The organism is Corynebacterium choanae (assembly GCF_003813965.1).
GTDB lineage: Bacteria > Actinomycetota > Actinomycetes > Mycobacteriales > Mycobacteriaceae > Corynebacterium > Corynebacterium choanae.
On sequence record NZ_CP033896.1, the window covers coordinates 579386 to 598085 of the forward strand.

At 57.1% G+C, this 18700-nt stretch carries 14 protein-coding genes; 3 read left to right on the forward strand and 11 right to left on the reverse strand.

The features are described 5' to 3' along the window. Positions 1 to 164: 164 nt before the first annotated feature. The 6 genes from CCHOA_RS02110 to CCHOA_RS02135 form a co-directional block, all read right to left on the reverse strand. On the reverse strand, positions 165 to 899 hold the full coding sequence (locus CCHOA_RS02110; protein WP_164472350.1) for a TetR/AcrR family transcriptional regulator: 735 nt from the start codon (positions 897 to 899) through the stop codon (positions 165 to 167). A 78-nt stretch (positions 900 to 977) separates the two neighbouring features. After that, on the reverse strand, positions 978 to 2486 hold the full coding sequence (glpK, locus tag CCHOA_RS02115) for a glycerol kinase GlpK (protein WP_123930655.1): 1509 nt from the start codon (positions 2484 to 2486) through the stop codon (positions 978 to 980). A 452-nt stretch (positions 2487 to 2938) separates the two neighbouring features. Further along, positions 2939 to 3340: a hypothetical protein gene (locus CCHOA_RS02120; protein ID WP_123926240.1), complete on the reverse strand. Its 402-nt coding sequence runs from the start codon at positions 3338 to 3340 to the stop codon at positions 2939 to 2941. A 195-nt stretch (positions 3341 to 3535) separates the two neighbouring features. Next, positions 3536 to 4087, reverse strand: a complete 552-nt coding sequence (locus tag CCHOA_RS02125) for a DUF1707 SHOCT-like domain-containing protein (protein ID WP_123926243.1) — start codon at positions 4085 to 4087, stop codon at positions 3536 to 3538. Positions 4088 to 4454: 367 nt separating this feature from the next. Further along, positions 4455 to 6233 (reverse strand): acetyl/propionyl/methylcrotonyl-CoA carboxylase subunit alpha, encoded by a 1779-nt coding sequence (locus CCHOA_RS02130; RefSeq protein WP_123926246.1) that lies wholly within the window; start codon positions 6231 to 6233, stop codon positions 4455 to 4457. A gap of 491 nt (positions 6234 to 6724) precedes the next feature. Beyond that, positions 6725 to 7600, reverse strand: a complete 876-nt coding sequence (locus tag CCHOA_RS02135; protein ID WP_123926249.1) for a sulfurtransferase — start codon at positions 7598 to 7600, stop codon at positions 6725 to 6727. Between the two features lie 961 nt (positions 7601 to 8561). On the opposite strand from CCHOA_RS02135, the gene CCHOA_RS02140 reads away from it, so the two are divergent. Beyond that, complete coding sequence (locus CCHOA_RS02140; protein WP_123926252.1) at positions 8562 to 9626, forward strand: Cj0069 family protein; 1065 nt, start codon at positions 8562 to 8564, stop codon at positions 9624 to 9626. A gap of 321 nt (positions 9627 to 9947) precedes the next feature. Here CCHOA_RS02140 and CCHOA_RS02145 read toward each other — a convergent pair whose 3' ends face one another. The 5 genes from CCHOA_RS02145 to CCHOA_RS02165 all read right to left on the reverse strand — a co-directional run bounded on the left by CCHOA_RS02145 (position 9948) and on the right by CCHOA_RS02165 (position 15879). Beyond that, positions 9948 to 10571: a hypothetical protein gene (locus CCHOA_RS02145; RefSeq protein ID WP_123926254.1), complete on the reverse strand. Its 624-nt coding sequence runs from the start codon at positions 10569 to 10571 to the stop codon at positions 9948 to 9950. 161 nt (positions 10572 to 10732) lie between these two features. Next, the gene (locus CCHOA_RS02150; protein ID WP_123926257.1) at positions 10733 to 11344 is read right to left on the reverse strand and encodes a Maf family protein; all 612 of its coding nucleotides are present in this window, start codon (positions 11342 to 11344) and stop codon (positions 10733 to 10735) included. A gap of 518 nt (positions 11345 to 11862) precedes the next feature. Continuing rightward, entirely contained in the window at positions 11863 to 12108 is a 246-nt protein-coding gene (locus tag CCHOA_RS02155) for an acyl-CoA carboxylase subunit epsilon (protein ID WP_123926260.1), read from the reverse strand. A gap of 206 nt (positions 12109 to 12314) precedes the next feature. Continuing rightward, positions 12315 to 13946, reverse strand: coding sequence for an acyl-CoA carboxylase subunit beta (locus CCHOA_RS02160; protein ID WP_123926263.1), 1632 nt, complete (start codon positions 13944 to 13946; stop codon positions 12315 to 12317). A 298-nt stretch (positions 13947 to 14244) separates the two neighbouring features. Further along, a complete protein-coding gene (locus tag CCHOA_RS02165) occupies positions 14245 to 15879 on the reverse strand; it encodes an acyl-CoA carboxylase subunit beta (protein WP_123926266.1) in 1635 nt (544 codons plus the stop codon). 637 nt (positions 15880 to 16516) lie between these two features. Here CCHOA_RS02165 and CCHOA_RS02170 point away from each other — a divergent pair. Next, entirely contained in the window at positions 16517 to 17569 is a 1053-nt protein-coding gene (locus tag CCHOA_RS02170) for a biotin--[acetyl-CoA-carboxylase] ligase (protein ID WP_164472351.1), read from the forward strand. A gap of 177 nt (positions 17570 to 17746) precedes the next feature. Next, on the forward strand, positions 17747 to 18586 hold the full coding sequence (locus tag CCHOA_RS02175; protein WP_123926273.1) for a hypothetical protein: 840 nt from the start codon (positions 17747 to 17749) through the stop codon (positions 18584 to 18586). The last annotated feature ends 114 nt before the right edge of the window (positions 18587 to 18700 follow it).

The window sequence follows — 18700 nt, forward strand, 5'->3', positions numbered from 1 at the left end:
CACGGCCAATCCCAGACGTGCATGCCGCTGAATCCGGCCAGATCATTATTCGAAGCAGCACTGCTGGCAACCTGGCATCTTCGCCTGGGTCTGGCAGGCTGTAGCGCTAACGAAGACTACTGCTGTAGCGATGACGAAGACTACGGCTGCAGCGATAACGAAGACTACTGCTCGTCGGAAGGCTGTGACGGTTTTCGAAAACGCAGCGGATCCTGGCGAAGCTCCGGAGGAAGCCGATCGGCACAAAACGCCGCCAGCGACGGCAATTCCGGCCAGTGATGTTCCAGTGACGTGATGAGGAAATCAACCTTCCGCTGCAAAAACGTTCCATCCACCACCTCCGGCGGTAATTGGCGAGCCGGCTGATGGCCTTGTGCCACTAGCCGGGTCCGTGCCCGCCCCGTTTCCGCCGCGGCCCAAGACCGTTCCAACCCCTGCTTCCACCGGTGCGTGCCGAGCACCATATCACCCACCAAATCGGTTGCAAACCCTGCCTGCGCTGCTGAGATTCCACGTTTCGTCAGTAGATTCGCAAGATAGGCGGCGTTCGTATCAAAAGCGGCGAATGCCCCCGGAATATTCACCAACGCCTCATTAAATCCGGGATAGGTTTCGCACAGTCGCCAAGTCTGTGCGGCGAAACGGCGCAGCACATCCTGCCAGGTTCCCTCATCGGGCACCGGCACAATCGTCCGGGCAATCTGCTCAATGGCGAGCAACACCAGATCATCCTTACTAGAAACCAGCCGATACAGTGCAGACGACCGCACCCCAATATGTTTCGCAACCGCTGCAACGGTCACCTGCTGCAAACCAATCTCCAGGGCAGCAACCCCTAAAGATTCGTCATCAAACACCGGTTTCCGGCCAATTTTTCCTGATCGTTGTGAGATGTTCACACTGTGCTCCCAAGTGGTGATTTCGCGGCGTGCTCGCTGTGGCAGATAGGACGGACGTAAGCCCAAACCAGTGCCCCGCTACGGCTCCGCGGAACGTCCCTGCTCCACCCAGTCGAAACTTCGTGCAACCCCCTTCGACCAGCGTGCAAACGCACTATCCCGATCGGGTGCATCCTGTGGATAATAGGTTGTTGCTGCCCGCCACAAACCGCGGATCTCCGCGAGATCGGCATATACCCCAACCCCCAAACCCGCCGCATAGGCCGCACCTAGTGCGGTGGTTTCCGTTACCTGCGGCACAATCACCGGGCACTGCAACTGATCGGCTTGGAACTGCATCAGCAAACTATTGCCCACCATGCCACCATCAACCTTGAGCGCCTGCAATTCCACCCCCGCATCCTGATTCATCGCCGCAACCACCTCCCGGGTTTGAAACGCCACCGCCTCCAGTGCCGCCCGGGCAATATGTGCCTTACCATGAAAGCGGGTGAGACCGGCGATAATTCCACGCGCATCAGGTCGCCAATACGGTGCCAACAATCCAGAAAACGCCGGTACAATCACCATCCCGCCCGAATCGGGAACACTGCGAGCAAGCGCTTCGATCTCTGCGGCGGAATCAATAATCCCCAGATTATCTCGCAGCCACTGCACGAGGGAACCAGTCACCGCAATCGACCCTTCCAGGGCATACACTGCCGGTTTGCCGGCCACCTGATAACACACCGTGGTGATTAGCCCATGCCGGGAATGCTGAATCGACTCACCGGTGTTCAGCAGCAAAAAATTGCCGGTGCCATAGGTGTTTTTCGCCTCCCCCGGGCGCAGACACGCCTGCCCAAAAGTGGCAGCCTGCTGATCGCCCAAAATACCGGCAATCGGTACACCACGAAACGGGCCTTCCACCGTGACTTCCCCAATGATTCCCACCGACGGCACAATCGTCGGCAGCATTGCATCTGGAACACCCACTGCTGCGGTCAATGTCGAATCCCACGATAAGCTCGCCAAATCCATCAGCATGGTGCGGGATGCATTCGTCACATCGGTGACATGATGCTTGCCGCGGGTGAGTTTCCACACCAGCCAGCTGTCGATCGTTCCCGCTAACAGTTCACCGCGTTGCGCCCGCAGCCGTGCACCCGGCACCGAATCAAGAATCCAGCTCATCTTCGGCCCGGAAAAATAGGGGGACACTGGCAAACCGGTGTGCGCAAACATGGCACTGTCGAAATCGGTGATCCGTTCCGCAGTGCGTGTATCTTGCCACACAATCGCCGGATGGATTGGCTCCCCGGTGGTGGCATCCCACACCACCGTGGTTTCCCGCTGGTTAGTGATGCCCAGGGCGGCGATATCACCTGCCCCGAAATCGGTTTGCGCCAGCGCATCAGCCATGACCCGCTTCGTATTCGCCCAAATCTCTAAAGGATCATGTTCCACCCAGCCGGCTTTCGGCATGAGCTGGGCATGTTCCATCTGGGAGATAGCTGCTACTTCACCACTGCGGTGAAAGAGCATGCACCTGGTGGAGGTTGTGCCCTGATCAATAGCGGCGATGATCGGCGCATGGCTGCGAACCATCCGCTGCAGCCCTTGCGAAAACGACCTACCCAACCGTCCAGCCGCACCAGTGGGCTGATGCTTAGCCATAACCCCCACCTTTCACCAACATGTTTACTAACTCACACGCCACCGATTTATCAGTTCACCGACCTCGGTGGAACAACTGCTACCCCTCGTCTGTCCCTGCTCACCGACCTGATGAGGGGATCGCCAAAAGTAGCAAGCTGAGCAATGCGGCACTTCTGATATCTCTTAGTAGGTAGTACAAGCCTTACGGATCGCCTCGTCGTATCGGTGACATTATTGCCGATGAGGCTTTCCACGACCCGGCTACCAAGCCAGGGCACCAAGGTTTGTTCAGCAACGCCAACCTTTCAACCATCAAGCGGTGAAGCGATGCAGCAACGAAACAAGTGAAGCAAAGCCCCAAACGCTGCTGCGGCGAAGCACGTCACCCAGGCAACGTGGGGTTATCCAGTTTGGCCGTCAACTGCGGCGCGTTGCAGATATCCGGTGATCCACCGCAACACGGTGGCTTTCCCTTCGTCGGCAGCATCCTGATAAGTTTTTCGCTCCAGATCGTCTGGATTAGGCACAAGTGCGGTGGGATCACCAACCGGATAGCCGCACACTTTATAGCTGCCATCGGCCTGTTCTTCAGCAACAACCAATGCTGCCATGTCGATCCACGTCTGCTCACACACCGCCCAGGTCAGGCGGCTACCGGTGTGCCAATCCTCGGTCGCCTGGCGCACCGCATGGTGTTGATCGCCCCCCAACAACGTAGTCAGCAGTGGGCGATCGTCGATTCGATCATCATCGTGCAGCGGACGTAGGTAAAACCGTCCCCCATTGAGTTCTGCAGGTTCCATAACCACCAATTCTAGAAAACCCCGCCATTGAACGCAGGCCAATTGCTGTGATTGATACCTTCTACAGCGCAAACGTTGCGCTATTCAGCGCTGGCCTGAAGTGCCCCGCAGCCGGTTGGCAGGTTTACAACAGCTGATCAATAATCGCAGTTTCAGCAGCATGAGGCGTCTGATGCATCCGCAGACCTAGCCGGGTTACATTCGGTGGCCACCAGTGTTGAAAGGATCAAACGCGTCACGTGGCTGGATAAGCTGATTGAGCTGTTGTTGACCGCGTTCCAGTAGTCCAGGTGGTTTCTGATACCACGAGGCCGGTCCAATTTTTAAGATATAGAACATAATCCACAAGATTGGAATCAGTAAAATGGCCAGGCTGGCACCTGGAAAATTCAGACCGCCAATAGTGATAAGTCCAATGGTGCCAATAAGACAGATCCCAAGGCGCTTTGCACCCCCGGAAGCATTGGAACGGATCACAGTAGGGAAGGTGGCTGTCCCAGTTGCGGCCTGCACCGGGCTAGAAGAGTCCCGTTTCGCCACCGCCTTGGTGGAAAACGCCTGCCGGGGGATATCGGTAAACAAGCGGCTGATTTCACCGCGGGTGGTTGCCTGCCATGCAGCCGAGGTGCGTTCGTCATACTCGTCGAGCGTTAAGTAGCCCGCAAGTTGGAGTTCTTGCAAACATTCCAACGCTTTTTGCCGGTCTTCATCGCAAATTCGTAATTCATGATTACTTTGGGGCGTCATATCTTGACTCTACCATCAGCCCGCGGGGGTACAGCAGAGAAACATTATTGCTGTCGCTGCCCTGTGAACAAGCACCTTGCTCGCTCACCGGGGTGCTGTACAACCCTTCCAAAATTGATTGTGACATGGGGTTATTGGGTAGCGCTTGCGGGATAGTGAGCTATCAGTATCAGTGGCGCCGGTGCAACAAGGACACTGCCCCGCAGTCCGTGAGGTGTTGACCAGAGGACTGTGGGGCAGTGTTGCAATATTGTTCAGTTGTGATGGCCACCATGAATCGGCGCACTCGCCACTATTAGGCATCTCCACAGGTGAAGCCTGGAGCGGTGTGCCCCCAGCGCGTGGCGCGGGTGGCCGGTCAGAGGTGCTACTTGATCTCCATGAGGACAGCACCCTTGTTCACACCGTCGCCGGCGGTTGCCGCCAAATCAGTGACCGTACCGGACTTGTGTGCCTTCACCGGGTTTTCCATCTTCATTGCTTCCAGCACGACCACGGTGTCACCTTCGTTGACTTCCTGGCCTTCTTCCACGTTCACCTTGATGATGGTGCCCTGCATCGGTGCGGCAACTGCGTCACCGGAGACGGCTTTCTTCGCCCCGCCCCGCTTCTTGCGGGACTTCTTCTTTGCGCCACCTGCGCCGCCACCACCGAGTGCAAGATCGCCTGGCAGTGCAACCTCGACGCGACGACCATCGATTTCGACGACAACCTTCTGCGACGGGGTGGCTTCTTCGGCTTCCTCGTCCTCGTTCGGATCAACGTAGGCAGGAATTGGGTTTTCCCACTCTTCTTCAATCCACTTGGTGTACACCGAGAAGCCGTTTTCGTCACCGACGAAGGCCGGGTTTTCCACAATATGGCGGTGGAATGGGATAGCGGTTGGCATGCCTTCGACGATGTATTCATCCAGTGCCCGCTTTGCCCGCTGGAGGGCTTCTTCACGGGTTTCACCAAAGACAATAAGCTTGGCGAGCATCGAGTCGAACTGGCCGCCGATGACCGAGCCTTCCTTCACACCAGAGTCCATGCGAACACCCGGGCCGGACGGTTCGACATACTTGGTGATGGTGCCTGGTGCTGGCATGAAGTTCGAGCCGGCATCTTCACCGTTGATACGGAATTCGAACGCGTGGCCGCGTGGCTTCGGATCCTCCTTGATATGCAGTGGGCGACCCTCTGCGATGCGGAACTGTTCACGCACCAGATCAAGTCCGGTGGTGACTTCCGTCACCGGGTGCTCCACCTGCAGACGAGTATTCACTTCGAGGAAGGAGATCAGCCCGTCGTCGGAAACCATATATTCCACGGTGCCGGCACCATAGTAGCCAGCTTCGCGGCAGATCCGCTTGGCCGACTCGTGCAGCTTAGTGCGCTGTTCATCGGTGAGGTATGGGGCTGGTGCTTCCTCGACAAGCTTCTGGAAACGACGCTGCAACGAGCAGTCGCGGGTACCCGCGACCACCACATTGCCGTGCATATCTGCGACAACCTGGCACTCGACGTGGCGGGCCTTGTCAAGATAGCGTTCCACGAAGCATTCACCACGACCGAACGCGGCAACCGCTTCACGGGTAGCGGATTCGTACAGATCCTTTACCTCATCCATGGAGTGGGCGACCTTCATGCCGCGGCCACCGCCACCAAAGGCTGCCTTAATAGCAATCGGCAGACCGTGCTCTTTCGCGAAGGCCACCACTTCGTCGGCGTCTTTCACCGGCTCCTTCGTACCTGGAGCCATCGGTGCTTCAGCACGCAACGCGATGTGACGGGCGGTCACTTTGTCGCCAAGATCACGAATTGACTGCGGTGATGGGCCAATCCAAATCAGGCCAGCATCGATCACAGCCTGTGCAAAGTCCGCGTTCTCGGAGAGGAAACCATAGCCGGGGTGAATCGCGTCAGCACCAGACTTCTTTGCTGCATCAAGAATTTTGTCGAATACCAGGTAGGATTCGGCCGAATTCTGGCCACCTAAGGCAAACGCCTCATCAGCCATCGCAACAAACGGTGCGTCCTTATCCGGTTCGGCATACACCGCCACCGAGGCAATGCCCGCATCCTTTGCGGCACGGATCACGCGAACCGCAATTTCGCCGCGGTTGGCGACCAGTACCTTGCTAATTGTTTTGGTTTCGACGGTCACGAACGACCCCTCCTCGAGGTTGTGAACTTCTTCGTTTGGTTTTTACATGAACAAAAAACCACGCCGCTCACCTGCTAGGAATGGCAACGGTGATAGCCAACTGCCGAGTTGAGCCAAACCCGCCACTGCGGCGGGGTACCGGCTCAACCGGTGCGCTGGGGATCCAGCACTGAAGCAGCTACCAGCGTGCTGTTGCGGTGAGTTGTGCAATTTAGTGTAGGTGGGCAGGGAACCTACTGGTGGGCAATTGGCAAATCGCTGCGGTGAAGCAATACCAGCCGTTACCCCCATTCGCACTATGCGAGGGGTGCGAGCCAACCAGGAGTTTTGCGCACATGTTCCTCAACTATTTTGGCACAGTGCCGTGCAGGAATGGCGGTAAAAAGAAATTTTTGTGTCCGATACGGGGGTGTATCGGGTGGGAGGGGTGTCATTGTGGCCGATCACACCCCCTCTTGAACTACGTCCAAGAGGGGGTGTGAAGGGGGAGATTATTGTTCGACATCGATCGGCATGCGCACCATATTGCCCCACTCAGCCCATGCACCGTCATAGTTGCGGACATCTTCGCGGCCGAGCAAGTGGGTTAGTACAAACCAGGTCATCGAGGAACGTTCACCGTAGCGGCAGTACACCACTGGGGGCTTGGAATCCTCTAACAGTGGGCTGTACAGCTTTTCCAGTTCTGCGCGGGAACGGAAACGGCCATTGGGATGGGTGACCAACTGGGTTGGGACGTTGCCGGCCTGCGGAATATGGCCATGGCGCATCGTAATCAAGCCGTCGGTGTGAGCAAGATCAGCGGCGGGATCGCCGGCATATTCCTCCGGGGAACGCGTATCGACGAGCGAAAACTCGCCCAAATTATTTCGCAGTTCATCGACGAAGATACGGTGGGTGTGGTCGTCGCGTTCCGGCACTGGATATTCGGAGCGGGGGAATTCCGGAACAACATATGAGGTGTCCCGTTCTTCCGCCATCCAAGCATCCCGGCCGCCGTCCAGCAGTCGCACGTCGCGGTGGCCGAACAGTTGGAAAATCCAGACGGTAAACGCCGCCCACCAGTTGGTGCGATCCCCATAAACCACTACGGTGTCGTCGGGGCTGATGCCGCGTCGCATCATCAGCTCGGCGAATGCGGCGCCATCGATAAAATCGCGAGTCACCGGATCGTTGAGCTCTGTTCGCCAATCGATGCGCATAGCGCCTGGGATATGCCCGATGTCATACAGTAGTGCGTCAGCATCTGATTCGATGACCTTTAATCCAGGAGTGCCCAGTCGAGCGGACAGCCATGCTGCGCTGACCAGGCGTTCTGGATGGGCGTATTCCGCAAATGTCGGATGTGGATCAAAGGGGATAGGCATAGGGTTCTTTCTGCAAACGTTCAATTGCCTGTGAAACACGCCACGATGTGAATTGGGTGGGGTGATAGGCACAGCGACCCCAGGTTAGTTTATTGCGCCATAGCCGTGCGCCTTATGCCGCACGGATCACACTACTTCCTGGGCGCATAGCAGTTCACTTACCCCCGGTGAGGGGGTGCTAAGTCCATCGTCACACATCGGCGCAGGTGCAGGTAGTTGGCAATCTGATTCCGTCAAGTGTGAAGCAATCCCGCGGCTCGCGAAGGTGAGATGGGCTGTAGGGTCTAGGTCCGCCTGGGGCAGGGCAACGGTGTGGCTGTTCACTTTGCTGAGTAAACAGCGGCTGCGCGGCAGTAAGCGGGCTCGCCTGGTCGCAACAAGGTGGTTGGGGCGGGGAACCTGCAGCAGATGGGTAAAGGGGGTGAAAGTGTGTGCTGCGATGGCTTGCCTGGGGTTGAAAAGATTCGTGGTCAAGCGATGCTGACTTACCAGCACTGATAGGCATTGGGTATTGCAGTAGTTGGCGATTGCCCCCGTTAGGGGTGGGATGGTTGATGTCGAACCCACCGTTGTTCGACCTGGTAGTGATCGCCTGCCGCTCGATAGTCGAAATCGTGGCGATGTGCGCGGTGAGTTCGTTTCGTTGTTCTTGACCTGCGGCAACGGTGTTTTAACTGGGTTTTCCTCGATGTGCAGTTACCCCCATATCGGGTGTAATGGTGTTACTTTCGCCACTAACCAATGGAACAGGCGAAGAGATCACTTAGCCTAGTTGTGGGTGACCAACCGGGATCTGCCATCCAAGCCGTGTCAGAGCTCTGGTCACACCGAAGACGTAAAGGTGCTAGCCCGCGACAGGATATGCGTTGGCAGATGCTATTGCTGTTCCGATTGTGGTGGCACCTGGTGCATGAGATGCACACGAAAAAATCGACAATCCAATACCAAGGAGCACCACCGAATGAAGAAAGCCATCGTAGTTTTCGAGGTCGAAGGCGGCAGTGACAAGTATTTCGACGGCCACCGCAAAGACACCATGCCAATCGTCAACGCCATCAAAGACAAGGGCTGGCATGCGGAGGTCGTCTACTATCGCCCCGAGTGGAGCGAAGCCCTCTACGAGTATGTTTCGCAAAACTTTGACGCCTACATCTCGCGGGTTAACCCGGGCAACATTCCCGGTGGTGAAAAGGGCTACTTTGAGCTGCTGACCAAGCTCAGCGACGAAGGTGGTCTGGTCGGTATGTCCCGCCCCGACGAGATGATGTCCTACGGTGCGAAAGATGCACTGGTGAAGCTCGCTTCCACCGATCTCGTTCCGGAAGACACCTACGCCTACTATGAGGTGGAAGACTTCCACAAGACCTTCCCGAAGTCCATCTCCTACGGTGAGCGTGTGCTCAAGCAGAACCGTGGCTCCACCGGCTCCGGTATTTGGCGCGTCCAGCTCGTTGACAAGGAACTGGCTGCCTCCGTGGAACCAGGTACCGAACTGCCGCTCGATACCGAACTGAAATGCACCGAGGCAGTCGATAACCACACCGAGATCCGTAAGCTCGGCGAATTCATGGACTTCTGTGATCAGTACATTGTGGGCGACAACGGCATGCTCGTCGACATGCGCTTTATGCCACGCATCGTCGAAGGTGAAATCCGTATTCTGCTCGTCGGCCCGCACCCAGTGTTCGTGGTACACAAGAAGCCTGCCGCCGGCGGCGACAACTTCTCGGCAACCCTGTTCTCCGGTGCACAGTACACCTACGACAAGCCAGAGGCATGGCAGGATCTCGTGGACATGTTCGCCGAAGCACGTCCGGTCATCGCTGAGAAGCTCGGCGGCGACAACATTCCGCTGATCTGGACTGCTGACTTCATGCTTGACGATGCACCAGACGGTGGCGACACCTATGTGCTTGGCGAAATCAACTGCTCTTGCGTCGGGTTCACCTCTGAACTCGACATGGGAATCCAGCAGCTGGTGGCTGAAGAAGCCATCAAGCGGGTGGAAACCAAGCACGGCGCATAAAAAAATCTGCCAGGCCGGCATGATCTGCTGCTGACAGGTAACCGTAGCGTCAGCCACCATCTGGTCAGCAGCTTCACAACTTCACCTCACCAGTTACACCCTCGTAGACTGCGGCAAACAACCGTGCTGAAGGAAACGAGGGTGTACTGCGATGGGAGGGACAGGCAATACCGTCGGTGCGCACGGGAAACCACACAAACCACGGGAATATTGCTTGTCGTTGCTGCTTGCTGCAAACACAAAGCAGTACTTTCAACTGCCTGGCGTTGCCCAGCTGTGCGGCTGGCAAATGGGGATGTGCACAGTTGCTGTGTGTGGTTACTAACGGTGAAGGTGTAAAGCCTGCTCGATGGCTTTGGCCTGCTTCGCTTTTGCTGCATCGTCTAAATAGTCGTTGAGATTATTCGCCTGCCACAAGCTAGTGATCGCGCCGCTGCTGTAGTCGAACTCCACAATCCAGGCAGTGTTGTAGATGCTTGCTGCGGTAAATGCGGCGTAGTAGCGACCATTGCCGGACTTGTAGGCGTGCACCGGCGAGCCGTAGGTATTCGTCGCTTCGACAAAAGTCGATTCTGTCGAGATCCCCTCCGGGGTGCGCGGCAGCCGAATGCGGCACAGGACGTCACCATCGAAATAGTAGTAGGCCTGCCGGTATTCAAAGCGGGTGAGTACCCGCCCTGTTTCGTCGAGGATACGCTCGCCCTCAATGGGGAAGTTCAGTGCAATCGCCCGCGCCTGTGCCATAGACAAGTTCAAGGTGAGGCCATTGACAATCACTGAACCATCACCGGGAGCAACGATCATAGGCCACAAAGGGCTCGGGGTAGCCAACGGCGCGTGCACCGTTTCCCGGAGGGGAAACAGTGCCGGCACAGTGGAAACCAGATTAATAAGCAGCCCGAATGCGGTCATGAGACCGGCAATAATCGTTAACAGCTGCTGCATAGCAATTATCCTAGCAATCACTTACCCGTGTCATGGTGCCTAACGCGGCACTGGTATGTCTCCCGGCAAGCCACATCGGCAGGAGGGGGGCAGCAGGTGTGCAAAGTTTCTGACACAACCCGCTGGTTCGGGATTATTCGGGTGTGCGAACGGTGTAGCGGCTATTTGTCCGGTGTTGCTGGCGGAAGGAAATCAGCCACTGAATATCCCGCCGCGTAGAGCGCCTGCCGAATCAGCTGCAGGGAAAGACCAAGAGCCCCTGCATAATCGCCGATAATCTGGTCAATAAACCAGCCACCCATGGCCTCTAGGGTGAACGCCCCAGCACTGTTTAACGGCTCCCCAGAGGCAGCGTAGCGTTTAATATCGGCATCGCTCACCTGACCAAAGTGGATCTGGGTGCGTGAAGTGAATGTCTTCGTGGTTCCATCCGGTGTGCGGATGCAATGGCCACTGAGCAGGTCTGCTTTTCTTCCCCGCTGGAATTGCCAGCGCTTGACGGTCTCCTCGTAGGTGAGGGGTTTGCCTTGCAGTTCGCCGTCTATAAGCAGCATAGAGTCGCAGGCGATGACCACATCATCTGGATAGTCGTCAGCAACACTTGCAAGTTTCGCCTCCGCTAACGCTTCGACGACTTGTGCCGGAAGAAGGTCGGAAAGGGTAGCCAGCAGCGCATCCTCATCAACCTGGGGCGGGACGATGACTGGGTTTGCCCCGGCGGATTCCAATAGTGCTTTCCGCGAGGGAGATGTTGAAGCTAAAACGAGTCGCACAGCACCCTAGTCTAGTCGCTTCTCGTTAGGTGCTGTGGTGCAGCTCCGCGTGGGCGGGCGAACCGAGTCGCCCGCGTGAGGGAGTGTCGGGGACGGGCACCCGAGGAATGCGGATCCTGGTTTTGGGGCAGACCCGGTGGGAAATACGAACACCACCTCGGCTACCGCTTGTGTGGGCTGTGATGCGTCAATAGAAAACGCGGACGAATGCTGTGTCTTAATAGCCAAGCGATATGGGAGCCTGCTGCAATAAGGTGCAGGCATCCTGCCAAGGTGGTGTGAATTCAGTTGTGTTGCGCGCAACCTCCCCTGCCTGCTGCCAGCAGGGGATAGTAGCCCCCCGACCGGAAGTGAACCTGCAGCCAAACCGCTGCCGCATCACTAGCGCGTTGTTTGGCGAGGTTGCGGGGATTTTGGCTGGTTGCATGAGCAACTTAGCGACTCATCCCAGGAAATACGACGAGCCGGTCAGCGTATCGGGGCGATCTTCCCTGCTCACGCAGCGGTGAGAATGACGACTAGTAAAACTCGACATTCCTAAACGCAGACGGGTTGTAGGCAATATTGCTGTGGTGCTTTTCAGAGAAGTTGCCCCACATGTTGCGTTCTCGATTATCTTGTTCGGCTTGCGCTGCAGAGGCTGCCAGCGAAGCAAACAAAACAGTCAATGCCGCGACCTGCGTGTCGTCAGGGTTACCGGAAACCACAGTGAGCAGTGGAGGCGCAGGCTTCGTGGCCTCCGGGGTGGCGGTCGTGTCAGACATAAAAGAGTCCTTGCAGCTTTCTAGAAAACATATGAGGAAGAAACTTCAAAAAGAGCAGGCGTGAACAGTGTCGCTGTACTGCCCCCGCATACCAGCAGATAGCCAGTAGCTATCTCCGGAAAACACCACAGCGTGGGGCTCTCGCCGATATGCGGGGATCGCAGTGTTGTGCCTCGTTCAATAGGCGTTTCACACCGAGCGAAGCATTACAGCGGAATGTTGCCGTGCTTCTTGGCCGGTACATTGACCACCTTGCGGTCGAGCAGCCGCAGGCCTTCGATAATCTGGCCACGGGTCTCTGAAGGTGGAATAACCGCATCCACATAGCCGCGTTCGGCAGCCATATATGGATTGACGAGGGTTTCTTCGTATTCCTTCTGGTATTCCGCCAGCACCTCTGCCGGGTCTTTGCCCTGCATCGCAGCTTCCTTGATTTGCTTGCGGTAGATGAACCCGACAGCACCAGCGGCACCCATCACAGCAATCTGTGCGGTTGGCCATGCCAAGCAAATGTCAGCACCCATATCCTTCGAGCCCATCACGCAGTAGGCGCCACCATAAGACTTCCGGGTGATAACGGTGATCTTGCCGACTGTCGCTTCAGAGTAAGCAAACAGCAGCTTCGCGCCACGCCGGATAATGCCGTCATATTCTTGGCTGGTACCAGGCAGGAAGCCAGGCACGTCCACCAGTTCAACAATAGGAATGTTGAAGCAGTCACAGGTGCGGATAAAGCGGGCAGCCTTTTCCGAGGCACGGATGTCCAAACAGCCAGCAAACTGCATCGGCTGGTTGGCGACGAAGCCAACCGAGCGACCCTCAATACGGCCAAAGCCGATGATGATATTTTCCGCGTAGCCTTCTTGAATCTCGAAGAATTCGCCGTCGTCCACCAGCCGGTTGATGACTTCGTGCATGTCATACGGCAGGTTCGGGGAATCGGGGATGATCGTATCGAGTTCCAGATCAGATTCGGTGATGTTGTCCTGAATGGAGCCTTCCATGATGTCGGCTTCCATCCGAGGGGCTTCCGCCCGGTTGTTCTGCGGCAGGAAGCCGATCAGATCACGAACCCAGTCAAGTGCATCGGCATCATCGCTTGCCGTGTAATGCGAAGTACCCGACAGGCTCATGTGGGTGGATGCGCCACCAAGTTCTTCCTGGGTGACGTCTTCACCAGTGACAGTCTTAATCACATCAGGGCCGGTGATGAACATCTTCGAGGTCTTGTCGACCATGATGATGAAGTCAGTGAGTGCAGGGGAGTAGACGTGTCCACCAGCACAAGCGCCCATGATCAGGGAGATCTGTGGGATCACCCCGGATGCGAGGGTGTTGCGGTAGAAGATTTGCGAGTACAGACCAAGGGACACCACACCCTCTTGGATGCGGGCGCCGGCACCTTCATTGATACCAATCAGCGGAACACCGGTTTTCAGTGCCAGATCCATGATCTTGACGATTTTCTCGCCGTACACTTCACCAAGTGCGCCGCCAAAGACAGCGCCATCTTGGGAGAACACGCACACTTTGCGGCCATCGATGGTGCCGTAGCCGGTGACCACACCGTCGGTGACGGGGCGGCGGGCATCAAGTCCGAAGTTCTTCGAACGGTGCCGGGCGAGGGCATCGATTTCGACGAAGGAACCGTCGTCGAGCAGATACTCGATGCGTTCCCGCGCAGTTTTCTTGCCCGCATCGTGCACACGCTGCACAGATGCTTCACCCATTGGGGCGAGGGTTTCTTGAATGCGACTCCGCAGATCGGCAAGCTTGCCGGCGGTTGTCGACAGGTCTGGTTTTTCTGTCTCGGCAGAATTATTCACAGCAGTCGTCATGGAAACTAATTTTAGGGTCTTTCGCGCAGGATGTGCATGGGGTTTGCGGGAAAAGGTGGAAAAATTCCGCACAACCGGGGGAGTCCACCCCCCGAACGGGGCGTGAGAGGACTTTGTCAAGTTCAATAGCGCACCCCACGATCGCCCCTACTTGAGGGGAACGATGTGGGGTGTGGCGCCACAGTGGAGGAGCTGTCGTTGCTGGCAACACAGCCACATACCCACTTGCTGCCGCCGAGGTATTTGCTCCTGGTAGTGCGGATGCGGTGGTGTTGCGCTGCAGACCTCACAGGCTGGGTTACAGCGGAATATTGCCGTGTTTGCGGGCAGCGCGCGGAACCTTTTTATCTGCCAGGAGTCGTAGATTGCGGGCAATTTGTCCGCGGGTTTCGCAGGGGAGGATCACTGCATCGATCAGGCCGCGTTCGGCGGCAAGATACGGGTTGAGCATGTGATCTTCGTATTCCCGCTCGAATTGGGCGAACAGCGCCTCGGTGTCGTGTCCTTGATCGGCGGCTTTCTGTAAGGCTTTGCGATGGATAAACCCAACTGCACCCTTGGCGCCCATCACTGCGATCTGGGCAGTCGGCCAGGCGAGATTCACATCCGCACCCAATCCTTTCGACCCCATGACACAGTAGGCGCCACCATAGGATTTCCGCAGGATCACAGTAATTTTCGGAACGGTTGCTTCCGCGTAGGCGTAAAGCAGCTTTGCGCCGCGGCGCAAAATACCGCCGTATTCTTGGCCGGCACCTGGCAGGAATCCGGGCACATCGACCAGCATCACAATCGGGATGTTGAAAGCATCGCAGAAGCGAACAAAGCGGGCCGCTTTTTCTGAAGAGTCAATATCCAGACAGCCGGCATAGTGCATCGGCTGGTTGGCGACGAAACCTACGGATTGTCCTTCGACCCGTCCAAAAGCAATGACCACATTCGGCGCCCGGTCTTCTTGGATTTCTAAATATTCGCCGTCATCGGTAAGGCATTCGATAATTTCCCGCACATCGTAGGGCACCTGTGGTGAGTCGGGGATAATGCCGTCGAGGCGCAGATCGTCAGCGGTGAGATTGTCGTCAATGCTGCCGTCTTCTGGGTCAAATACCTCCCGTGGGGCGATGAGCCGATTGTTGGCGGGAAGGAATCCCAGCAGGTCTTGCACCCATTCGAGGGCTTCCTCTTCGCTGTCGGCGGTGTAGTGGCTGTTGCCAGCTGTCGACATGTGGGTGGAGGCGCCGCCAAGTTCTTCCTGGCTGATGATCTCACCGGTGACGGTTTTGATGACGTCAGGGCCGGTGACGAACATTTTCGAAGTGTTATTCACCATCACGGTGAAGTCGGTAAGTGCTGGGGAATAGGCGGAACCGCCAGCACATGGCCCCATAATCACCGAGATCTGCGGAATCACCCCGGAGGCGTTGACGTTGTGGCGGAAGGTTTGAGCAATATAGTCCAGGGATACGGCGCCGTCTTGGATGCGGGCACCCGCCCCCTCGTAGAGGCCAATAAGGGGACGTCCGGTGGTGAGGGCAAGCTCCATAAGCTTGGTCATTTTCTCGCCAAACACCTCCCCAAGGGCGCCCCCGAAAATGGTGCCGTCCTGGGAGAACACGCATACTTCCCGGCCGTCGATGGTGCCCCAGCCGGTGATAATTCCGTCGGTGGCCGGCCGGTTTGTGGACATGTTAAACGCCTGAGTCCGGTGCCGTACTAGCTGGTCGGTTTCCACAAAGCTGCCTTCGTCGAGCAAAAACAGCACGCGTTCCCGGGCAGTCATTTTTCCTGCGGCGTGGACTTTTTCAACCGCCGTCAAGCCTGCCGGGAAGTTTGCTTCCGCGCGGCGGGCTTTCAAATCAGCAATCTTGCCTGCCGTGGTAGCAATTGCCGGAAGTGCGGCGACATCGATCATTGTTTGTGTCGGTGGTGTCATGTCAGCGAACTGTAGCGGGCTATTTTTCCAACCGACAACATTTCGCTTATGTGAAATAAGTCACTTAATAAAAACTGGTTTATATGCAGTAACTATACGGTGATGCATCCATTAGTGCGACACCGTATCTGCAGCGTACAGGCATGTATCGGGTGAATACATAATTGTATGAAAAATGGGACGAAGGTGCTTGTGGTAGTGCAAAATGTCGGCGGTGTCGCGCAAATTATTATGCATACAAGAATGTATTGAACAGAATTTGGCATACCGGAAAATGCATTATTGTATTTACTCGTCTGTCGTTTTCCCGCCAAGTGGGTGTGGTGCGCACAGGCAAGCCTGTTTACTGAATCGTGCATCTGCCGGCGATCTCCGGTGTTGTTGCCTGCTGCCGGGATGCAGTGTGCTTGCGCCTTACCCACCTGCGGATTCTCGCAGGCGTTGTCACTATCCGGGGGAGGAACCGCAATGGGGAGAAACATTCGGTGGCAGGCCGCGCAACAGTGGCAAGGCCCCTACCAAGGTAAAGAGCAGGTTGCTGTGGTGTGGCACGCCGTACGGTACCTCGTTGGCGGAAGGTGGGCGGTACCGGATTCGATGCTTCATGCAATGCTGCGTCGCACTACAATGGGCTGCTATGACTTCCCGCAGTCCGCTTGATGCAACACGACTCCGCCAGCTTGCCGTCGATAAGGGGAAACTCGCCGATGTGGTGGTGACATCCGCAACGGGGTCGACAAACACTGATCTGGCCGCTGCCCTTGCTGGTGGCGCGAGCACCTGGACTGCCCACGTCACCGATCATCAAACAGCCGGCAAAGGACGTCACGGTCGTCCCTGGGTGGCACCCCGATACAGTCAAGCCACCCTGTCGCTGGCATTGCGTCCACCACAATCAGCACTCCACCGGCTAGGCCTACTGCCGCTGGCCGCCGGACTCGCAGTAATCGACGCTGTTCGGGACATGGTTGCCGCCACCACGGTGCTTGACCCTGGCGGGCAATCCCCAACCAGCGGACATTGGGCAATACCAACAGCCCACGACAAGGCCGAAACTAGTGCTGCAAGCAGTCAAGCTGCGGGGAGTACCCAGTCCCCGCGGCTGCCCGGCGATGATCTTCCCACCACCGGGCCCGCCAACGGAATATATGCCCCTGACACCACCGCCCCCGATGCGGCGCAATACGGCCCGTTAGGCAACCTCATCCCTGTACTGAAATGGCCAAATGATGCCCTCATCGGCGGCCGGAAAGTCTGCGGGATCCTCGCCGAAGCAGTCAGCCTCGGCCAACACCCTGCCATCGTCGTCGGTCTCGGCCTCAACGTCTCACTCACCGCCAACGAACTTCCGGTCGCCCACGCCACCTCCCTCGATATTGCTGCCGCCGAACTCGGCTACGAACTGCATGTTGACCGAACCATGCTGGTAGCCGGCATTTTGCAGCATCTTGTAGCGCGATGTGAACAATTCCAGTACGCCAACCCCACCCTGCTCGGGGACTATCGGCGCGCCTGCGGAACTATCGGCACCCGGGTACGAGTCCACCTCCCGGGGGAGCGAATCCTAGAAGGAATGGCCACCGGGGTTAACGACACCGGGGAGCTGATCGTCGTCGACGATCACGGTGCCGCTACTGCAGTCGCCGCCGGTGACGTCAGCCATCTGCGGCGCGCAAAGCACCCCAAATAGTTACCGAAAACATCCCGCGCGACCACCACAACTCGACTAAAAAAACAGCAGCTAGACAGCAGCACCACTGCAGATCGTCCAGCGAAGATCTGCTCACAAAAACTACGCACCACCACCCGCGCGGTAGGCCACATTCATTCCCATAGCTACACCTGGCAAGGGCACAGAAACACCACCATGCATCACCCCGCAGACCATCCTGAACACCCCCGGCGCTTACCCGCACACCGCTGGGAAGACGGCCTGTTCCCGGAATACGACCACCACAACACCTCCCAGCCAGCAGGCGGAACACCCCACCGCGACCACGCCCTTCCACCATCACCCCAAATCATTCCAAGACAGGCCGGGAAGCAGCCCAGCACACCCGACCGATACACCCCCGCCGACTATCCACCCAACAGCTCCACTACGGGCACCACACCCCACCACCGACAAGACCCAACCACTCGGGAAGTAACCCGGCAGATTCCGCGGCCAACCCCGCCGCCGCACTATGCTGCCGGCGCGCCGGGAACCCCAGTACCGCCGTCGGCAACAGCAATCAGCCGTCTTCCCGGGCAGCGGATGGTGTATGTCGATCTGTGTGCCCCGTTACACACGCTCACCTTCGATGTGTGCAAACTTATTGTCGTTACCGGGGTGGCTTGGATGGCTATCGGCGCAGTTGATCGGCAGCCGCCGCTGATCAATGTGCCGCCCTACACCCACAATCTGCTCGTGGTGCTGTGGCTGATCGGGGTGCTGTTCACGTTTATTATTCCGCTGATACGTTCCCGCCGGCGACGGCTGATGGTCACTGATGATCAGTTAATACTGCACAACTATGGGGGTGTGTCGGGTCGGGATGTGATTCAGCTGCGCGAAGTCAGCCAAATCTCCCGGCGGCGAAAGACTCTCTATCTGCAATTCGGTGTGGATGGGCGCACCGTCGCTATTGAGCAGGTCGCACAGGCGAAACAGGTGGCTGCTGTCCTCACTGACCGGATCACTGCTGTATCCCGGTGGGTGTATTAGTTGCAACCGCTGGTCACTACACCGTGAAAAGTTTAGGTACGACAGTTTCCTTGGGGTGCGCTGCAGCTGGTGGTGGACAGGGAAAATGAGCGTATCGGACGTATGAGTGTCGTG

What these genes read in the sequence shown, in the direction of transcription:
- glpK (WP_123930655.1), bottom strand. Translation starts at nt 2,486, where the DNA reads ATGGTTCGCAGCCATGCGCCGATCATCGCCGCTATTGATCAGGGCACA.
- CCHOA_RS02120 (WP_123926240.1), bottom strand. Translation starts at nt 3,340, where the DNA reads ATGGAACCTGCAGAACTCAATGGGGGACGGTTTTACCTACGTCCGCTG.
- CCHOA_RS02125 (WP_123926243.1), bottom strand. Translation starts at nt 4,087, where the DNA reads ATGACGCCCCAAAGTAATCATGAATTACGAATTTGCGATGAAGACCGG.
- CCHOA_RS02135 (WP_123926249.1), bottom strand. Translation starts at nt 7,600, where the DNA reads ATGCCTATCCCCTTTGATCCACATCCGACATTTGCGGAATACGCCCAT.
- CCHOA_RS02140 (WP_123926252.1), top strand. Translation starts at nt 8,562, where the DNA reads ATGAAGAAAGCCATCGTAGTTTTCGAGGTCGAAGGCGGCAGTGACAAG.
- CCHOA_RS02145 (WP_123926254.1), bottom strand. Translation starts at nt 10,571, where the DNA reads ATGCAGCAGCTGTTAACGATTATTGCCGGTCTCATGACCGCATTCGGG.
- CCHOA_RS02155 (WP_123926260.1), bottom strand. Translation starts at nt 12,108, where the DNA reads ATGTCTGACACGACCGCCACCCCGGAGGCCACGAAGCCTGCGCCTCCA.
- CCHOA_RS02160 (WP_123926263.1), bottom strand. Translation starts at nt 13,946, where the DNA reads ATGACGACTGCTGTGAATAATTCTGCCGAGACAGAAAAACCAGACCTG.
- CCHOA_RS02165 (WP_123926266.1), bottom strand. Translation starts at nt 15,879, where the DNA reads ATGACACCACCGACACAAACAATGATCGATGTCGCCGCACTTCCGGCA.
- CCHOA_RS02170 (WP_164472351.1), top strand. Translation starts at nt 16,517, where the DNA reads ATGACTTCCCGCAGTCCGCTTGATGCAACACGACTCCGCCAGCTTGCC.
- CCHOA_RS02175 (WP_123926273.1), top strand. Translation starts at nt 17,747, where the DNA reads ATGCATCACCCCGCAGACCATCCTGAACACCCCCGGCGCTTACCCGCA.